At 46.6% G+C, this 16,878-nt stretch carries 12 protein-coding genes and 2 pseudogenes; 6 read left to right on the top strand and 8 right to left on the bottom strand.

The window, feature by feature from the left end:
- Positions 1 to 710: 710 nt before the first annotated feature.
- The 4 genes from JSQ80_RS03920 to JSQ80_RS03905 all read left to right on the top strand — a co-directional run bounded on the left by JSQ80_RS03920 (position 711) and on the right by JSQ80_RS03905 (position 6,954).
- On the top strand, positions 711 to 2,195 hold the full coding sequence (locus tag JSQ80_RS03920) for an Lsa family ABC-F type ribosomal protection protein (RefSeq protein WP_206094418.1): 1,485 nt from the start codon (positions 711 to 713) through the stop codon (positions 2,193 to 2,195).
- 255 nt (positions 2,196 to 2,450) lie between these two features.
- Complete coding sequence (locus JSQ80_RS03915; RefSeq protein ID WP_206094417.1) at positions 2,451 to 3,497, top strand: Cfr family 23S rRNA (adenine(2503)-C(8))-methyltransferase; 1,047 nt, start codon at positions 2,451 to 2,453, stop codon at positions 3,495 to 3,497.
- A 12-nt stretch (positions 3,498 to 3,509) separates the two neighbouring features.
- Positions 3,510 to 6,098, top strand: a complete 2,589-nt coding sequence (ppsA, locus tag JSQ80_RS03910; RefSeq protein WP_206094416.1) for a phosphoenolpyruvate synthase — start codon at positions 3,510 to 3,512, stop codon at positions 6,096 to 6,098.
- Positions 6,099 to 6,351: 253 nt separating this feature from the next.
- Positions 6,352 to 6,954, top strand: a complete 603-nt coding sequence (locus JSQ80_RS03905) for a class I SAM-dependent methyltransferase (protein WP_206094415.1) — start codon at positions 6,352 to 6,354, stop codon at positions 6,952 to 6,954.
- 293 nt (positions 6,955 to 7,247) lie between these two features.
- Here the strand turns inward: JSQ80_RS03905 and JSQ80_RS29935 are convergent.
- The 4 genes and pseudogenes from JSQ80_RS29935 to JSQ80_RS03890 form a co-directional block, all read right to left on the bottom strand.
- Positions 7,248 to 7,370 (bottom strand): annotated as a pseudogene (locus JSQ80_RS29935) (class I SAM-dependent methyltransferase); the annotation flags it as partial.
- A pseudogene (locus JSQ80_RS03900) lies at positions 7,367 to 7,549 on the bottom strand (alpha/beta hydrolase); the annotation flags it as partial. The pseudogenes JSQ80_RS03900 and JSQ80_RS29935, both read right to left, overlap by 4 nt.
- A 73-nt stretch (positions 7,550 to 7,622) precedes the next feature.
- A complete protein-coding gene (locus JSQ80_RS03895; protein ID WP_206094414.1) occupies positions 7,623 to 8,675 on the bottom strand; it encodes an LLM class flavin-dependent oxidoreductase in 1,053 nt (350 codons plus the stop codon).
- Positions 8,676 to 8,837: 162 nt separating this feature from the next.
- Positions 8,838 to 10,112, bottom strand: coding sequence for an MFS transporter (locus JSQ80_RS03890; RefSeq protein ID WP_206094413.1), 1,275 nt, complete (start codon positions 10,110 to 10,112; stop codon positions 8,838 to 8,840).
- A 300-nt stretch (positions 10,113 to 10,412) separates the two neighbouring features.
- Here JSQ80_RS03890 and JSQ80_RS03885 point away from each other — a divergent pair, with 300 nt between their 5' ends.
- Both JSQ80_RS03885 and serC read left to right on the top strand, forming a co-directional pair.
- Complete coding sequence (locus tag JSQ80_RS03885) at positions 10,413 to 10,994, top strand: TetR/AcrR family transcriptional regulator (protein WP_206094412.1); 582 nt, start codon at positions 10,413 to 10,415, stop codon at positions 10,992 to 10,994.
- 266 nt (positions 10,995 to 11,260) lie between these two features.
- Positions 11,261 to 12,355, top strand: coding sequence for a 3-phosphoserine/phosphohydroxythreonine transaminase (gene serC, locus JSQ80_RS03880; RefSeq protein ID WP_206094411.1), 1,095 nt, complete (start codon positions 11,261 to 11,263; stop codon positions 12,353 to 12,355).
- 95 nt (positions 12,356 to 12,450) lie between these two features.
- Here serC and JSQ80_RS03875 read toward each other — a convergent pair whose 3' ends face one another.
- From JSQ80_RS03875 to JSQ80_RS03860, 4 genes are all read right to left on the bottom strand, one after another.
- The gene (locus JSQ80_RS03875; protein WP_206094410.1) at positions 12,451 to 13,461 is read right to left on the bottom strand and encodes a fibronectin type III domain-containing protein; all 1,011 of its coding nucleotides are present in this window, start codon (positions 13,459 to 13,461) and stop codon (positions 12,451 to 12,453) included.
- Between the two features lie 588 nt (positions 13,462 to 14,049).
- Positions 14,050 to 15,279: a lytic polysaccharide monooxygenase gene (locus JSQ80_RS03870; protein ID WP_206094409.1), complete on the bottom strand. Its 1,230-nt coding sequence runs from the start codon at positions 15,277 to 15,279 to the stop codon at positions 14,050 to 14,052.
- A gap of 361 nt (positions 15,280 to 15,640) precedes the next feature.
- A complete protein-coding gene (locus JSQ80_RS03865) occupies positions 15,641 to 16,351 on the bottom strand; it encodes a response regulator transcription factor (RefSeq protein ID WP_206094408.1) in 711 nt (236 codons plus the stop codon).
- A gap of 130 nt (positions 16,352 to 16,481) precedes the next feature.
- Entirely contained in the window at positions 16,482 to 16,844 is a 363-nt protein-coding gene (locus tag JSQ80_RS03860; protein WP_206094407.1) for an HsmA family protein, read from the bottom strand.
- Positions 16,845 to 16,878 lie beyond the last annotated feature (34 nt).

Here is a 16,878-nt window from a genome sequence, read left to right as displayed (position 1 = left end):
TATGCGAGATCTATTCGTCTCAACCAGCTTAAACATGGTTTCTGCAAGTAGGGGGGCGATCAGTTTTAGCATCGGGTTACAGACCCAGGGGAACGACCGTTCTGCCCCGGCTACTGACAAATACATCACCAAAACAAAAGTGGTCAACCAGTAAAAACTGGCTGACCTCATCATACGACTGGGAACGATAGTTCAAAGCTGCCGGCGTCGGATCCGGCAGCTTTTGTCGTTTAGGAGGTCGAATATTTCGGGAACGGGTTTCGCTACATGTTCTTGTCCTTTAACGATTTATGTTCTTGTCTGGGCCGAGCGGCGCCGATCGTAATTAATTACGTAAAAGAATAGTTTAACGAGGAAGTCGAGAGAAGACGCCGGCTTATCGAGCAAAGTCGAAGGCTTAAAATCAATGGTGTCTTAATCGAAGAGTTAGTTGCAATGAAATATCTGGTATGTTAATATTGCGCTAACACTTACGATTGGAGTTGAAGAGGATAATGTAAAATTTCTTGCTTACGTTTAAAGAATAAAACAAGTTCTATTTGTTCTGTTTTGTTCTTTATTGGCAAGAAAGTTACCTTATTCTTTTCACTCAAAGAATATATCCTTATCTGACTCTGCGTAGGGTTGGATTTGCTTTATTTTTTTGAGCTGTAAGAAAGGTCAACTTTCTTGCAGCTCTTTTTTATTTGTGAACCAAGGAGGTTTCTGGAATGTCATTGATCAAGGTAACGAACCTGACGTTTGCCTATGATGGCAGTTACGACAACATTTTTGAGCATGTAAGTTTACAAATCGATACCAACTGGAAATTGGGCTTTACGGGGAGGAACGGCCGGGGCAAGACTACGTTTCTCAATCTGTTGCTCGGCAAGTATGAATACAGCGGAACGATTTCCTCTAACGTCAGTTTCGAGTATTTCCCGTTCCACGTCGAACACAAGGAAAAATATACATTCGATGTGGTAGCCGACATCTATCCGGACTATGAGCACTGGCAGCTCATGCGCGAGTTTTCGCTGCTGAAGTTGTCAGAAGATGTGTTGTATCGACCGTTCGACTCGTTGTCCAACGGAGAACAGACGAAGGTAATGCTGGCAGTCCTGTTTTTGAAGGAAAACAGCTTTTTGCTTATCGACGAGCCGACAAATCATCTGGATCTGCATGCTCGGAAGCTGGTAAGTGACTATTTGAACGACAAGAGCGGGTTTATATTGGTATCACACGATCGGGCGTTTCTCGACAATTGTGTGGATCACATTATTTCGATCAATAATACCAATATCGAAATCCAGAACGGAAATTTTTCGGACTGGTGGGAGAATAAACAAAGACAGGACAATTTCGAACGGGCCGAGAACGAAAAGCTGAGGAAGGACATTAAGAGGTTGTCCGAAGCGGCCAAGCGAACCAGCAACTGGTCGCACGAAGTAGAGAAAACGAAAAACGGCACCCGCAACTCCGGCTCCAAGGTCGACAAAGGATACATCGGTCACAAGGCCGCCAAAATGATGAAGCGGTCCAAATCGATCGAGCAAAGACAGCAATCCGCGATCGAGGAAAGATCCCAGCTTCTGAGAAACGTCGATAGCTCGGAAAGCCTGAAAATATCGCAGATGACTTATCATAAACACCAATTGGTCGAGCTTGACCGCATTTCGATTCATTATGGAGAGAAGAACGTTTGCCGCGACATCAGCTTTACTGTCGAGCAAGGGGATCGCATCGTGCTCTCCGGTCCGAACGGCTCAGGCAAATCCAGCTTGCTCAAACTGATTTGCGGCGAGGAAATACCTTATTCCGGCGTGTTGCGAAAAGGGAGCCAGATGAGAATTTCCTACGTTTCACAAGATACCTCGCAGTTGCGGGGCAATTTGTCGGAATTCGCCAGATCCAGCGGGATTGACGAAAGCTTATTCAAAGCGATTTTGAGAAAACTCGATTTTTCGCGCTTGCAATTCGAAAAGGACATGGCTTCTTATAGCGGCGGTCAGAAGAAGAAGGTTCTGATCGCGAAAAGCCTCTGCGAACGCGCTCATTTGCATGTTTGGGACGAACCGCTTAATTTTGTCGACGTCATTTCCAGAATGCAAATCGAAGAACTGCTGCTGGAGCATTCGCCAACTATCCTTTTTGTGGAGCACGACAGCGAGTTTTGCAAACATATCGCAACTAAAATTGTGGAACTGAACGTTTAACACACTCTAGGAGGATGAAAACAATGAGCATTGAGGTTGAGGTTGTAGATGATTATGTGAACCGGTTCCTATCGATTGACCCGGTTCACAAAAAAATGAATCTGTTGCCGGAGGTATACCAATCTATCGACAGATGCACGTAGCGATTATGTCCGTAAACGCATCGTGTTTTTTCCTGCGTAGTTGGTGAAAGACGCATGTAAGCGCTGGATGACGGTTGCTTTTCTGCATTTTCTCCGGCGGTAAGGAGAACACATGAAACCAACCTCGAAATACGATACGATTGGGCAGATTTTGTCCAAATACAAGCAGCCTGCGTACCGGTATGGTCAAATTATAGACGCTATTTTCAAACAAAAAATTGCTGAATACGAACGGATCACCATACTGCCTACATTTTTGCGAGAAGAGTTGGCCCGGACGCTTGGTTCGTACGTCTCCAGCGTTATTCCGGTAAAGGAACTCACATCGCAGCAGGTCAGCAAGGTGTTGTTTGCCATCGGTGGTGGCGAACGTGTGGAGGCCGTAAGACTTTCCTATAAACGGGGATGGAAATCGTATTGTATTTCCACGCAGTGCGGCTGCGGGTTCGGATGCCGCTTTTGCGCCACTGGTACCATCGGCCTGAAACGAAATCTGACCGCCGACGAAATTACCGACCAATTGCTTCACTTTCACTTGAACGGCCACGCCTTGGACAGCGTGTCCTTCATGGGCATGGGGGAGGCGCTCGCCAACCCGCACCTTTTCGATGCGCTGGCGATTTTGACCAACCCGAATCTCTTCGGTTTAGGACATAGAAGGATTACGATTTCCACCATCGGCCTGTTGCCAGGAATCGATAGGTTGACGCGGGAGTTTCCTCAGGTCAATCTAACCTTCTCGATGCATTCGCCGTTCGACGAGCAGCGGAACGAACTGATGCCGATTAATAAGCGGTTTCCGCTCCGCGACGTGCTGAATACATTGGATCGTCATATCCGACATACGGGAAGAAAGGTGTATATCGCGTATATTCTTCTTCGAGGGTTCAACGACTCGGCAGAGCATGCGAAAGCGGTTGCCGCTCTGTTAAGGGGAAGGGGATCTTGGGAACATCTCTACCACGTGAACCTAATTCCCTACAATTCGACAGAAGTGACGCCTCAAAGCTACTTGCCATCTGATCCCGAAAGGATCAATATGTTCGTTCAGACGTTGAAAATATATGGTGTGAACGTTACGGTTCGAACTCAATTCGGATCGGACATTAATGCGGCATGTGGTCAGTTATACCGAGCTGATTCTAAAATTAATGGATAGGAGAGATATGGAATGAGTTCTTTGGTTCTCGATTTTCAGGAGATGGAGAAGAAGCAGCTTCTGCTCGTTGGCGGAAAAGGGTTGAACTTAGGGGAGTTATCAAAAATTGAAGGAATACAAGTACCAGAAGGATTTTGTGTTACAACAGTGGGATATCAAAAAGCAATCAAGCAGAACGAAACGTACCATGCTTTGCTCAATCGACTAACTATGCTAAACGTAGAAGATCGAGATCAAATTGGAGAAATCAGCAGGAAGATTCGACAAATTATTTTGGAAGTAGAAATTCCTACTGATGTTGTGAAAGCAGTAACTCAATATCTCTCCCAGTTTGGCGAGGAACATGCTTATGCCGTGCGTTCTAGTGCGACTGCTGAAGATTTGCCATATGCCTCTTTTGCTGGTCAACAAGATACCTATTTAAATATTATCGGCAAAAAAGCCATCCTGCAGCATATCAGCAAATGTTGGGCCTCCCTATTTACGGATCGCGCAGTAATCTACCGTATGCAAAATGGATTCAACCACAGTCACGTTTATTTAGCTGTTATCGTTCAAAGGATGGTGTTCCCACAAGCTTCGGGGATTTTATTTACCGCTGATCCGATTACTTCTAACCGAAAGGTGATATCGATCGATGCCAGTTTTGGGCTTGGAGAAGCACTGGTCTCTGGCCTGGTATCTGCCGATTGTTATAAAGTAAAGGAAGGGGAGATCGTCGATAAGAGGATCGCGGCCAAAAAATTGGCGGTCTATGGACGCAAAGAAGGGGGAACAGTGTCACAACAGATCGATCCTGAGCAGCAAAAGACTCAAACCCTTACTGAACAACAAATTTTACAACTAGCACGCATCGGAAGGCATATCGAAGCATATTTTGGTTGCCCGCAAGATATCGAATGGTGTCTGGTTGATGATACCTTTTATATTGTCCAGAGTCGGCCAATCACGACGTTATACCCGATCCCTGAAGCGAATGATCAGGAAAATCGCGTTTATGTATCTGTCGGTCACCAACAAATGATGACCGATCCCATGAAACCGCTGGGATTGTCTTTTTTCCAGTTAACAAATCCAGCACCCATGCGTAAAGCCGGTGGTAGGTTGTTTGTTGATGTGACACCAATGCTGGCTAGCAGAGACAATATATTAAATTACCTGGGACAATCCGATCCGCTTATCAAAGACGCACTGATGACCGTTCTAGAGCGAGATTTTATAAAGATGCTGCCAGATGATAACACAGCACCAAATCCGTATAAAAGCAACGCAGATAAAATGCGTGAAATTGAAAACAATCCGTCAATCGTTCCTGATTCGATTAAGCGAAATCAAGAATCGCTCGAAGCGTTGAAACAAAATATCCAAACGAAATCAGGATCGGATTTGTTGGATTTTATTTTCGAAGATCTCCAGCAATTAAAGAAGATTGTATTTGATGCGCAAATTATAGATGTGATTCTGGTTGCAATGGATGCTGCAGCATGGATCAATGAAAACATGAACGAGTGGTTAGGTGAAAAACACGCAGCAGATACACTTTCTCAATCTGTACCGGGCAATATTACTTCGGAAATGGGTCTGGCGCTATTGGATGTCGCAGATGTGATTCGTCCTTATCCAGAAGTCATAGATTATTTAGAACATGTAAAAGAGGATCACTTCTTGGATGAACTGCTTAAGTTGGAAGGCGGGCAGGAAACCCGAGACGCGATCGATGCTTATCTCGCCAAATACGGAATGCGCTGTGCCGGAGAAATCGATATAACTAGAACGCGTTGGAGTGAGAAACCAATTACACTTGTCCCGTTGATCCTTGGTAACATCAAAAACTTTGAGCCTAATGCTAGCCAGCGGAAATTTGAGCAAGGGCAGCAAGAAGCTTTGAAAAAAGAACAAGAGTTATTAGAACGATTAAAGCAATTGCCTGATGGTGAACAAAAAGCTAAAGAAACAAAACAAACGATCGACTTCATCCGGAATTTCAGCGGGTATAGGGAATATCCGAAATACGGCATGGTTAATCGCTACTTCGTTTATAAACAGGCTTTACTGAAAGAAGCCGAACAACTCGTACAAGCGGGCATCATTCATGAAAAAGAAGATATCTTCTATCTCACTTTGGAGGAACTTCACGAGGTTGTACGCACAAATAAACTGGATTACCACATCATCAGCAAACGAAAAGACGAGTACAACTATTATGAAAAGCTAACTCCACCACGTGTTATCACGTCTGATGGTGAAATCATTGCAGGGGAGTACAAACGAGAAAATCTGCCTGACGAAGCTATTATAGGTCTACCCGTGTCTTCCGGAGTTATAGAGGGACGCGCACGTGTCATCTTGAACATGGAAGATGCTGATCTAGAAGATGGAGATATATTAGTCACCGCCTTTACGGATCCTAGCTGGACACCATTGTTTGTATCTATAAAAGGCCTCGTCACCGAAGTTGGCGGACTGATGACCCACGGAGCCGTTATCGCACGTGAATATGGCTTGCCTGCAGTTGTAGGAGTGGAGAATGCCACTAATCGGATAGAAGATGGACAACGAATTCGTGTGCATGGAACAGAAGGGTATATCGAAATATTGTAATGGCTGAATACGTCAAGTAAGAGTCTCTGCCATAATGGACGGCATTAAATGCAACCTGTCATGGATAAAAGGGCGGTTATCCCGTTCGTTCTTTTATCTACCTGGACGCATGCACGGTCCCGACGAACGAGAATAAAGCATTGGACAACCATAAGCACTAATAAGAATGTGGACTAAATGCTAATGCTTCGATAGAATATCATTCTATATTGTTGTATTCATGATTTTATTAAGGCAGATTGGAGAGGTAATAATGGGAAATACGGATAAGTTTGAAATGATAGCTAATATATATGACACTTCTGAAAGAATTCAAATTGCAAAGGTATCATCTGATGCCATTCGTGAGTATTTAGTTGACGCTAATAGTAAGCATGCTATTGATTTTGGGTGTGGAACTGGTCTTGTCGGAATGAACTTGTTAAACGATTTTAATTCAATGCTTTTTCTGGATACTTCACAACACATGATAAATCAAATAAAGCAAAAAATTTCTGGTTTTAATATTCAGAATGTAGATACATTATGCTTTGATTTTGAAGAGAAAGGTCTATCGGATTTACATGCTGACTATATTTTTATGGCTCAGGTTCTACTCCATATTGATGATGTTGAATTAGTTTTATCAAGATTATTTGATGTTCTAAATGAAGGAGGACATTTACTAATCGTAGATTTTAATAAAAATGAAAAAGTAGTTTCAGATATAGTTCATAACGGATTTAATCAAGTAAAGCTAACTGACATTATGACTAAAATAGGGTACAGGAATATTCAATCCAAAACTTTTTATAATGGAAGTAAAATATTCATGGGACATGATGCATCTATGTTTATTCTTGATTCTCAAAAATAAGCTTTTAGGCGGAAATTATCCCGTTAGTAGATATGATTTTCGAGAAATGATTATTTGCAAAAACCATAGGGGTTATAAATTGTTACACATCTTATACAAAGCCTCATGGGGTAAGGCCTGAAGCCAATTTAATAACATATGTACAAAAATGTAATTAAGCAGACTTATGTCGTTTTATGTGAGACACAAGTCTGCTTAAATGCTCAGATAAAGATGAGATAGAACTATGGGAAATGTTGAATTTGAATGGCGATGTATTAAAAATTTGCTAGTCATGATTAAGCTATAGGATACTATAGTTTTCTTGCTTTGACTACAAAAGTTACAGGAAGCATCTTTGCTTTTTTTGCAAAATCGCTGTTATCGTCCCGCGATTGCATAATTTCATCATCAGATTGCTCAGTCATTTGCTCAACAGCATCTCACCTGCAGCGCCTGGAATCATTCGGCTGGTCGTGTGGACGTGCTCTGACTTCTCCAAAGGTGGATTCGACAATAGACTTCTGCTCCACTCTAAATTCTCCTCCAATTGAAAGCCTGGAAATTGTGCGAACGCCTGTCTTAATTCTGGTAATACTCGACTGTCAATATTCATGTAAACCCCTCCAATAATATAATGAGACCAGATTCGATCCTCGTTCTCTGAATTGCGAATGAATGGATGCTCCTTATTCCATCTCAGCTTCCCACTTGGCAATTTCCTCTCGCACCCGGGGAGCAACCTCTGTTCCGAGCAGTTCTATGGCCCGCAAGACTTGGTCATGCGGCATCGTGCTTAATGGTACATACATCATAAAGCGTGTAATGCCTACATGCTTGCGAAGGTGGATGATCTTTTGGGCAACTGTGTCCGGATCACCGACATACAACGCACCATCAAAGCGTCGTGCGGCATCAAAGCTGGAACGGTCGTAATAAGACCACCCCCGCTCTTTGCCGAGCTTATTCATACCGGCCTGGGTAGAGGGGAAAAATGTATCTGCCGCAAGTTCCGTATTCTCTGCAACGAATCCTATCGAATGAGACCCCACCTGAAGCCGCGATACATCATGTCCAGCGTGTGCTGCCGCCTTCTTGTAAAGCTGCACAAGCGGTGCAAAATGCGTCGGGCTTCCACCAATGATCGCCAGTATCAATGGCAAGCCCAGCAGACCTGCACGAACAGCGGACTCTTCATTACCTCCGCTGCCAATCCATATTGGCAAAGGGTCCTGAACGGGCCGCGGGTACACACCCAAATTATCAATCGATGGCCGATGGCCTCCCCTCCATATTACTTTCTCGGATTCCCGTATTTTCAGAAGCAGTTCCAATTGTTCATTAAATAACTCCTCATAGTCATTTAAGTCATAACCAAACAAGGGAAAGGATTCAATAAAGGAACCCCTGCCCGCCATGATCTCGGCACGTCCATTTGAGATGCCATCGAGCGTAGCAAAATCCTGAAAGACGCGTACGGGATCAGCTGATGAAAGGACTGTCACAGCACTGGTGAGCCGAATCCGTGTGGTTAGGGAGGCAGCAGCAGACAACACAACTGCTGGTGAAGAAGCCGCATAATCTTTCCGATGATGCTCACCTACGCCAAACACATCAAGTCCCACTTGATCCGCAAGGACGATTTCTTCGACTACTTCACGTAATCGCTGTGCGTGACTCATCACTTCACCAGTCTGAATATTCGGCGTTGTTTCTACGAACGAAGTAATACCTATTTCCATGGAGCATCTCTCCTCTTTCGATTTTTCTCCCTCAACCGCTTAATTCAAGGTCGTATATCTTGATTTCGAACTATTACTCATTTCTGCTGGAGCAGATAGGTGTGTCAATCCGCTTGATGAGGCTGTTATGTTCATATCGATGTCAGGGGACAATAACTTACTCTAGTGGCGTGCAGCCGTAGTGCGTCTTGTCATTGTCCAGAAGAGAAGAGCTGCAGTGCTAACGGAAGCACCTAGCAAGCATACTCCTTCCCATCCGTAGTGCGCATACGTATGAGTCGAAGCAATTGAACCGCCAGCACTGCCAATTGAATAGAACACCATATATCCGGCAGTAATTCGGCTGCGAGCATCCATACGCAGTGGCAGGATCATCGTTTGATTCGTAACATGTACGGCCTGCACTGCCAGGTCAAGCAGAACGATACCTATAACTAATGCGAGTAACGATTGCTCTATACGACTGATGAACAGCCATGAAACTAGCAACAGCATCAAAGCAATTCCCGTTGTCCTCTGACCATAACCTAGGTCAGCCAGCTTCCCCGCTCGTGCAGCAGCTAACGCTCCTGCTACTCCTGCAATACCGAATGCTCCTATTGCGCTATGCGTCAGCGATAATGGCGGCCCACTAAGGGGCAGCACAAGCGAAGTCCACAATATGCTGAAATCCGCAAATATAAGCAGAGCCAGTATAGAACGGATGCGTAACGTCCGTTCTTGTATGAACAACATAAGCACCGATCCTAGCAACTTGGGATATGACAATGAATGTACCTCACGCTCAACATGAGGCAGCACTCTGAGAAACATACAGATCATCAGAAGCATCAACGCCGCAGAGACTAGATATACGGAACGCCAACCCGCAAGATCTGTTAGTATCCCTGAAATGGACCGCGCAAGAAGTATGCCGATTACAATTCCGCTTGTTACCATGCCAACGACACGCCCCCGCTCGGCAGGGGCAGCCATAGTTGCCGCAAACGCCACAAGAGTCTGAGTCACCACGGCAAGCAGCCCCACCAGTGCCATCCCTGCAAATAGTATGCTGCTAGTGGTTGAAGTTCCAACGATTCCCAAAGCTATCGTGGACAGTAACATCTGACCGATAATCAAGCGGCGCTGGTTCAGAAAGTCTCCAAGCGGTACCAGCAACAGCAATCCTAATCCATAAAAGATTTGAGTAATGGTAATAACGATGCCGACAATGGAATGGTCAATACCGAACTCACTCGACAGTTGATCGAGCAATGGCTGCGCGAAATAAATATTGGCGACCGACATTCCGCAGGCAGCCGCAAACAATAGTGTCACAGGGCGAGACATGGGGGCACGTTGATCTGCATCAGACATGCTCTGTGCTGTTTGCGGTGAATCGGCCTTTATTTCGGCGTGAAGTGCTTCTTTTTCGATAACCTCCTCCGTTTTGTACACATCTTCCCCTCCATTCATGTTAGATGCCAGTATATATAACGTACCGATTGGTACATTATAATTATACGTAAATATATCTCGCGCTTACTTGTGCTGTCAATCATTTTATTTGATTTGATTGTTTTCAAGTTAGTTTTTTGCTTCGCTTATTAGGATAGTCCAACCTGCGTTTGACATAATAAACAGCTAATTATACAATAATAACATACTATTCGGTATATAAAAGAGGCGATTGTAGCCACCTAGACACTGCACCTTAAGCAATAAATAAAATTCAAGCGTAAAGAGAGGTATTCCCTAATGGCAAGAACCCGAGAATTTGACGAGGAACAAGTATTAGATGCAGCGATGCAGTTATTTTGGGAGAAGGGATATGAAGCTACCTCATTAAGTGATCTCACTTCTAGAATGGGCATTCAACGCCCCAGCATATATTCTGCCTTTGGAGACAAGAAAGAATTGTTCGAAGCCGCGCTTCGCAGATACACGATGTCCCGTGCTTCCGAGGTACGAGCTAGACTTCAAAGCCATCCATCTGTAAAAGAAGCATTCTCCACTTTCTTTGCAGGGGTGATTGCGGAGGAATATGCAGAAGATCGTAGTCGGGGCTGCTTTTGTATCAATACCATGGTCGAACTTGCGCCTCATGATGAGAAGTTCGAAATCTTGACCAGAGAACATCAAATGTACCTGGCCGTCATTTTTCAGGAGACGATAGAACGAGGAATTCAATCAGGCGAGCTCGAAGCCCACACAGACGCAAAGTCTTTAGCGCAAGCGCTGATCGTAGCGTTAATTGGGCTAACGGTCATGATGAAGTCGCGTCCACAACGTTCCTTTGTTGACAATGCAATCGCAACGGCGCTCACATTACTTAAGTAACTCGGACTGAATCTCAGATTGCGAAAGCCCTGCAGAAGTGGGTGATTGCGGTAACCCTCCAGCAAAGGAACTCCATGATTCACACCTGCACCATTACGGCGCCTGGAATGATAATCGAGAGCTATTGCTCTCATTCCGAGTCTACCAAGGGTCGAAGTAGGCGAGTCTAGACTTTTTTGCGTTACCTCCTTGAAGCGGGAACCAATTGCTGCTATGATTATCGATAAAATATTCGATAGACAAGAATACGAAGGTGGGAGAAACCGATGGAACAACATCAACGCGCGTACAACTTTAACGCCGGTCCGGCTGCACTGCCGCTGGAAGTCTTGGAGCGGGCCCAATCCGAATTCGTCGACTTCCGGGGTCAAGGCATGTCCATTATGGAAATGTCGCACCGCGGCGCCGTCTACGAACAGGTTCACAATGAAGCGAAGCAATTATTGAAGGAATTGCTCCACATTCCTGAAGGCTACGACGTGTTGTTCCTGCAGGGCGGGGCGAGCACGCAGTTCGCCATGGTGCCGATGAACTTGCTGGCACGCGGCAAGGTTGGCGCATACGTCAATACAGGGAGCTGGGCGAGCAAGGCCGTGAAGGAAGCGGAGCTTATCGGCGAGACGCAAGTAATTGCCTCTACCGAATCCGACCGATTCATGCGCATGCCGACACCGGAGGAGATTGTAGCGCCGGAGAACGCTGCATATGTTCACATCACCTCCAACGAAACGATTGAGGGGACACAGTTCGCGACTTACCCGGATACGGGCGGGGTGCCTCTGATTGCCGATATGTCAAGCGACATCCTCTGCCGTCCAGTGGACGTGTCGAAGTTCGGCATGATTTACGCGGGCGCGCAGAAGAACCTGGGTCCATCAGGCGTGACGGTCGTCATCGCGAAGGAAGAATTGCTTGCGAACAGCCCTAAGACGATTCCATCCATGCTTCGTTATAGCATCCATCATAAAAACAATTCACTATACAATACGCCGCCTTCCTTCTCCGTATATATGGTCAATCTCGTGCTGCAGTGGTTGAAGGAGCGCGGGGGCTTGGAGCAGGTTGAGCGGGATAATCAAGCGAAAGCCGAGCTGCTGTACGGCGTCATTGATAACAGCGGCGATTTCTACCGTGGCTGCGCGGCGCGCGACAGCCGTTCCATCATGAATGTCACCTTCCGTCTGGCGGATGAGGAGCTGGAGAAGGGGTTCATCAAGGAAGCCGGGGAAGCGGGCTTCGTCGGTCTGAAGGGACACCGCAGCGTCGGCGGCCTGCGCGCTTCCATCTACAATGCGGTGCCATATGCAAGCTGCGAGGCGTTGGCCCAGTTCATGAAGCAATTCCAACAGAAGAACGGTTAATAATTGATGTAACTGCACCCCGCAAGGTTTTCCATGCGGGGTGTTAGCTTGTTTTGGCGGATATATAAAATGTTGTTGATATAAGGCGTAGTTTCCTAGTTTACGATGGATAACGCCGCTTCTGTTATCGTCTCAAGTTGCTGAACAATGAAGTCAGATGGTTGCAATAGAGTAGTGTGCTGAAGTTGAATGTCTTGGGTCTCTGCTGACTCAGGAGCCAGTGGCTGGGAAGTGGAAGGCTCAGTCTGGAACGCAACGTTCTGCCATGGTCCGGCCCCAAGGTGATTGGCCCCTCTGATACGGAGTTGGTACGTAGAAGCCGGAGTCAAATTCACAAAGGAAGCCGTGCGGGTTAGCACATGGAATGACTGTCCGTTATTCTCGATTTCATACATAAAAGCATGTGGAACGGCACCCCAACTTAAGGTAGCAGACGTATCAGAGAGAGCGGTCAGGGAAACTTGGGGAGCTTCTTTCGGGACTGCAATCGTCTCGGATTTGTTATTCACGGATACTTCAGGAACTTCTGCTTTGGAGTAGTAGTAAGGGTTTAGGCTGGAATAAAAGTCAACAACCGCTCCCGTGTCCGCATTTATTACTAAATACGTAACTGGGTCAAAATCCTCAGTATCCCTTGGGGTTTCCAAACCCAATACATCGGTTCTTTTAATCTCCCATTTTCCCGGGTTCTGTCCGGATTGAGAATAGCTCATTTCACTGTTTATCATGTGTACTTTTTTGACTTGAAGAAACAGCGCCTTCTGTACAGTCCCTGTATATGGAGAGGTGTAAGTGCCATCTACAGCGGCAATCAAGGAACTCGATCCATTGAAGTAATTAATCGTTTGAGAACGTTTGAAGTATCCCGTTGACCATGAATTTTCGAATACCCGCTCCCATCTCATGTTTCCTTGCTGAGAAATTTTGTTGCCGTTCACATAATAATCGCCAGCGTCGTCTTTAATCAAAATAACGGATGCATCCGGTCCGATATAGAGCACTTGCGCCGAAGCCGCATAAGCTGAAGGCAAACTTAGAGAGCTGATTCCAACAATTGCGCATAGAGCCAACACGATGAAGCGAGCAAATCCTGTTTTTATCTTCATTTATAACTCCTCCTTTATATTGAAAATAGAATCCCCACCCTCCCCTTCTATGGAAAATACTTACTTAATTTTAATCAGCAATTGGGCATCTGTTAATAGTTCTTAAGTCATAAGTTCCCAACAAAAAAATATCTTTTGCTGGTAATGAACGGTAATAAAAATGACACAACTCTGATGCGAGCCATGTCATTTATATTCAACGTAAAATGTAACCCCTATCCGGAAAAAGGGGGCTTCCTGTTGTTGCAAGCCGCATAAGATGCGCCGTCATCCAATGGCCGCTGGCTAAAAGCGCCCGGCATCAAGACAGGCCAATCCCTGAACTTCCTCCGATAATGACGACACGTTGATTTTGTAATGAACATGCAGACATCGTTTATTCTCTCCTTCTCTACTTGGAGTGTATGATGGAATAATCTAAGGACTGGACAGTATGTGTGGCTGGGGAAGGGAACATCTGGAGTATATCAAAATGGAAAAATGCAAAGAAAATTAATGATGAACCATTCTGTAAAAATGGTGATGGCATGCTGCAGTCAGGAAAAAGAGCCCTTCAAAGCAAACGCCTTGAGCGGGCTCTTGCACGTTCTACTTTGCAGCCTGCCACACGTCAGCGCGGCCCGGCTCTTCGTCCCGCGTCCACCAGCGCGCGGTATAGACGACGCCGTTATGCTTTACTTGGTCTCCGCCTGTATAGGCTTTGTCCTTGTTCCAATCCAAGACGACATCGCTGACCAGCTTCCACGCATCCGATACGTCGGGCTCGTTGTTCTGCGTCCAATACAAGGCTTCATACTCCAAGCCGTTATTTTGCACCCGGTCGCCGCGGTTGTACACTTTGCTTGCTTCCCAAGCAGATACGCCCGGAAGCGGCGGATTTCCGCCATCACCGCCGCCATCGCCGTCTTCTTTTAACGTGCTGACCGTAAGCGGCGCGGAGAACGGAGACTTTTTATCGGCGCTGTCTACGGCACGGACCGTATACGTATAGGACGTATTCGGCGTCAACCCGCTATCTTCATAAGAAGTCTGATTCGTCGTTCCAATCAACACTCCGTTGCGATGCACTTCATATGCTTTCATTCCGTTCGGCGCCGCAGCGGCGGACCAGCTAATGTCGATCGAAGTTTGGGTCTGGGATGGGGAAGCGACATCGCCAGGGGCGGCAGGAGCTTGTTCACCCGTACCGCCGTTCATCAGATTGACATCGATCACTTGATAAAATGCATTGCCGGTATCCGCGATTTCCCAGACGCCGAGAATCAGGTGATAGCCGCTGCGATCGGTCGGCACGGTGCATTCATGCGTGACGTTGTTCGGCGGTCTCTTGCCGCCGTCGTCGATGGAGCAGAACGGCACTGGATCAAGGTCGGCGCGAGTCAACGGCTTGTTCGGGTCCCAATCCTTCTTCGTGATGTAATATTTCCATTCGGATGTCGCGTGCGGCGCTGTTAAATACCATTTAAACGTATTTTTGCCGCCCTGCAGCGTCACTTTGTGCCAGCGCTCGGCAGTCTGCTCGTTGAGCTCCGCAAATACGCCGCCGCCGGCGATTTGGCCGTCTGCCGGTCCGCCTTGCGGGAAGGAGCCCTTTCCTTCCACGCTTTGCGGCTCATATTGCACCTGTCCGCAGTCCTTGTTTAATCCTTGCTTGCACAATACGGCACGGCTGGTTGGAGACTCGATATAGCCGTGAGCCGAAGCGCTGTCCGCAAAGATGAGCGTGCATGCCAGGCCGAGCGCCGTGAGTCCGAAAGCTGCAAACAGGGGAGATACTTTCGAAACGAGATGATTCCAAATGCGTGGTTGTGTCACCATTTTTGCCTCCTTGTTGTGTATACTCTTGTATTCTCTATCATTATAAAGATAAGCGCTTTAATTTAAGTCTTCTATTAGTATCAATTCATATGAACGTATACTACTATTTTTTGAATAGATCTCAAGTACTAGTTGCAGGGAATATATGCAGAAAAAACAGAAGCAATCTGGCAAACAGCCTAAACAATCGGGCAGTCCTTGTCGATGCGAATCATGTATCCCCATTTGAGGCTGTTGGAAGCAAGGGAAGCAAATTTCAATGGAATCCGTCAATGGAACTACATATTCCCCGCCTGCTCGGGGAAACAGGCGGGGAATATATCGGAAATGAGGGAAATTCAATTGATATTCCGCGCCGGCGCTAGGCCAGAATGCGGCGGGAAGGCTCCGTCAGCTTATAGCCGACGTTGCGGATTGTCATAATATATTCAGGGCTGCGCGCGTTCTTCTCGATTTTGTCGCGCAGGTGGCTGATATGAACATCAACGATGCGCGTATCGCCAAGAAAATGATAATCCCATACGCCCTGCAGCAGCTGCTGGCGGCTGAGCACTTTGCCGCGATGCCGGCAGAGGAAGACAAGCAGCTCGAATTCCTTCGGAGTGAGCTCTACCTTGCGGCCATTCAGCTCCACTTCCCGTTGATCGGCCATGACGGTCAAGCAGCCGATTTCGAATATGCGGCCGTCGTCGGAGAGCGGCAAGGAGCGGATGCGCCGCATCACCGCTTGGATTCGGGAAATGAGCTCCTGCGGAGAGAATGGCTTCGTCATATAATCATCCGCTCCATTATCGAGGCCGTGTATTTTGTCGCCTACGTCCTGCATCGCCGTCAGCATAATTATCGGAACCATGTTGTTCAGTGCACGCAGCTTGCGGCACACTTCCAGCCCGTCGCTCTTCGGCAGCATGCGGTCAAGCACGATCAGGTCCGGACGGAAGGTTGCCAGCACGTCGAATACCGCTTCTCCGTCATATACGCACAACACATCGTAGCCAGCCAATTTCAAGTTATATTCAATGAGGGTAGAGATGGATGGTTCATCATCAACAACTAATATTTTCGATTTCATAGCAGTCCCTCCCGCAATTCAATGATTTCAGTGTCGGAGTCATGTCCTCGCGAACGTCTATCACCATTATGAAGGGCATTCGTCAGCGCCATATTAAGCAAACGTAAACGGGATGTAAAAAAAAGTGTAATTACGTCATGCTCATGACAACGCCGATAAGGTATGGAACGAGCCACAGCCCCCATACGGTCAAGCTGAACTTATGGAACCAGCGCTGCGAAGCCGCGCTGCCTTTCCATTTGACAAGAGCGGCCCATACCGCATGAACGAGCATCAAAATAAGGGCCGCAAGTCCAGTTAGTGCATGCAGCGGATTTCCGCCGTCCCCAGCGAGAAGACTCATCAACGAGGTGCCGGTTGTATCGCAGACAAGACCGAGCAGGAAGAAGAAGAGATGTTTATGTTGCAAAGCGCCCGCACGTTTTTCTCCCCATACCCCAATCGTATAAAAAACGAGCGCCAAATTAATAAATATGACTGCCAATGCCAGCATGTGTGTCTCACTCCCAGTTGTAATTGGTTAGCGG

Origin of the sequence: Paenibacillus apiarius, assembly GCF_017052585.1 — a bacterium.
Classification (GTDB): Bacteria; Bacillota; Bacilli; order Paenibacillales; family Paenibacillaceae; genus Paenibacillus_B; species Paenibacillus_B apiarius.
The sequence above is the reverse complement of the archived record's forward strand: the minus strand, read 5'-3'. Positions and strand labels throughout refer to the sequence as shown.

Coding starts and splice junctions, on each gene's coding strand:
- JSQ80_RS03905 (WP_206094415.1), top strand. CDS start 6,352: ATGGGAAATACGGATAAGTTTGAAATGATAGCTAATATATATGACACT.
- JSQ80_RS03860 (WP_206094407.1), bottom strand. CDS start 16,844: ATGCTGGCATTGGCAGTCATATTTATTAATTTGGCGCTCGTTTTTTAT.
- JSQ80_RS03895 (WP_206094414.1), bottom strand. CDS start 8,675: ATGGAAATAGGTATTACTTCGTTCGTAGAAACAACGCCGAATATTCAG.
- serC (WP_206094411.1), top strand. CDS start 11,261: ATGGAACAACATCAACGCGCGTACAACTTTAACGCCGGTCCGGCTGCA.
- JSQ80_RS03920 (WP_206094418.1), top strand. CDS start 711: ATGTCATTGATCAAGGTAACGAACCTGACGTTTGCCTATGATGGCAGT.
- ppsA (WP_206094416.1), top strand. CDS start 3,510: ATGAGTTCTTTGGTTCTCGATTTTCAGGAGATGGAGAAGAAGCAGCTT.
- JSQ80_RS03865 (WP_206094408.1), bottom strand. CDS start 16,351: ATGAAATCGAAAATATTAGTTGTTGATGATGAACCATCCATCTCTACC.
- JSQ80_RS03885 (WP_206094412.1), top strand. CDS start 10,413: ATGGCAAGAACCCGAGAATTTGACGAGGAACAAGTATTAGATGCAGCG.
- JSQ80_RS03915 (WP_206094417.1), top strand. CDS start 2,451: ATGAAACCAACCTCGAAATACGATACGATTGGGCAGATTTTGTCCAAA.
- JSQ80_RS03870 (WP_206094409.1), bottom strand. CDS start 15,279: ATGGTGACACAACCACGCATTTGGAATCATCTCGTTTCGAAAGTATCT.
- JSQ80_RS03875 (WP_206094410.1), bottom strand. CDS start 13,461: ATGAAGATAAAAACAGGATTTGCTCGCTTCATCGTGTTGGCTCTATGC.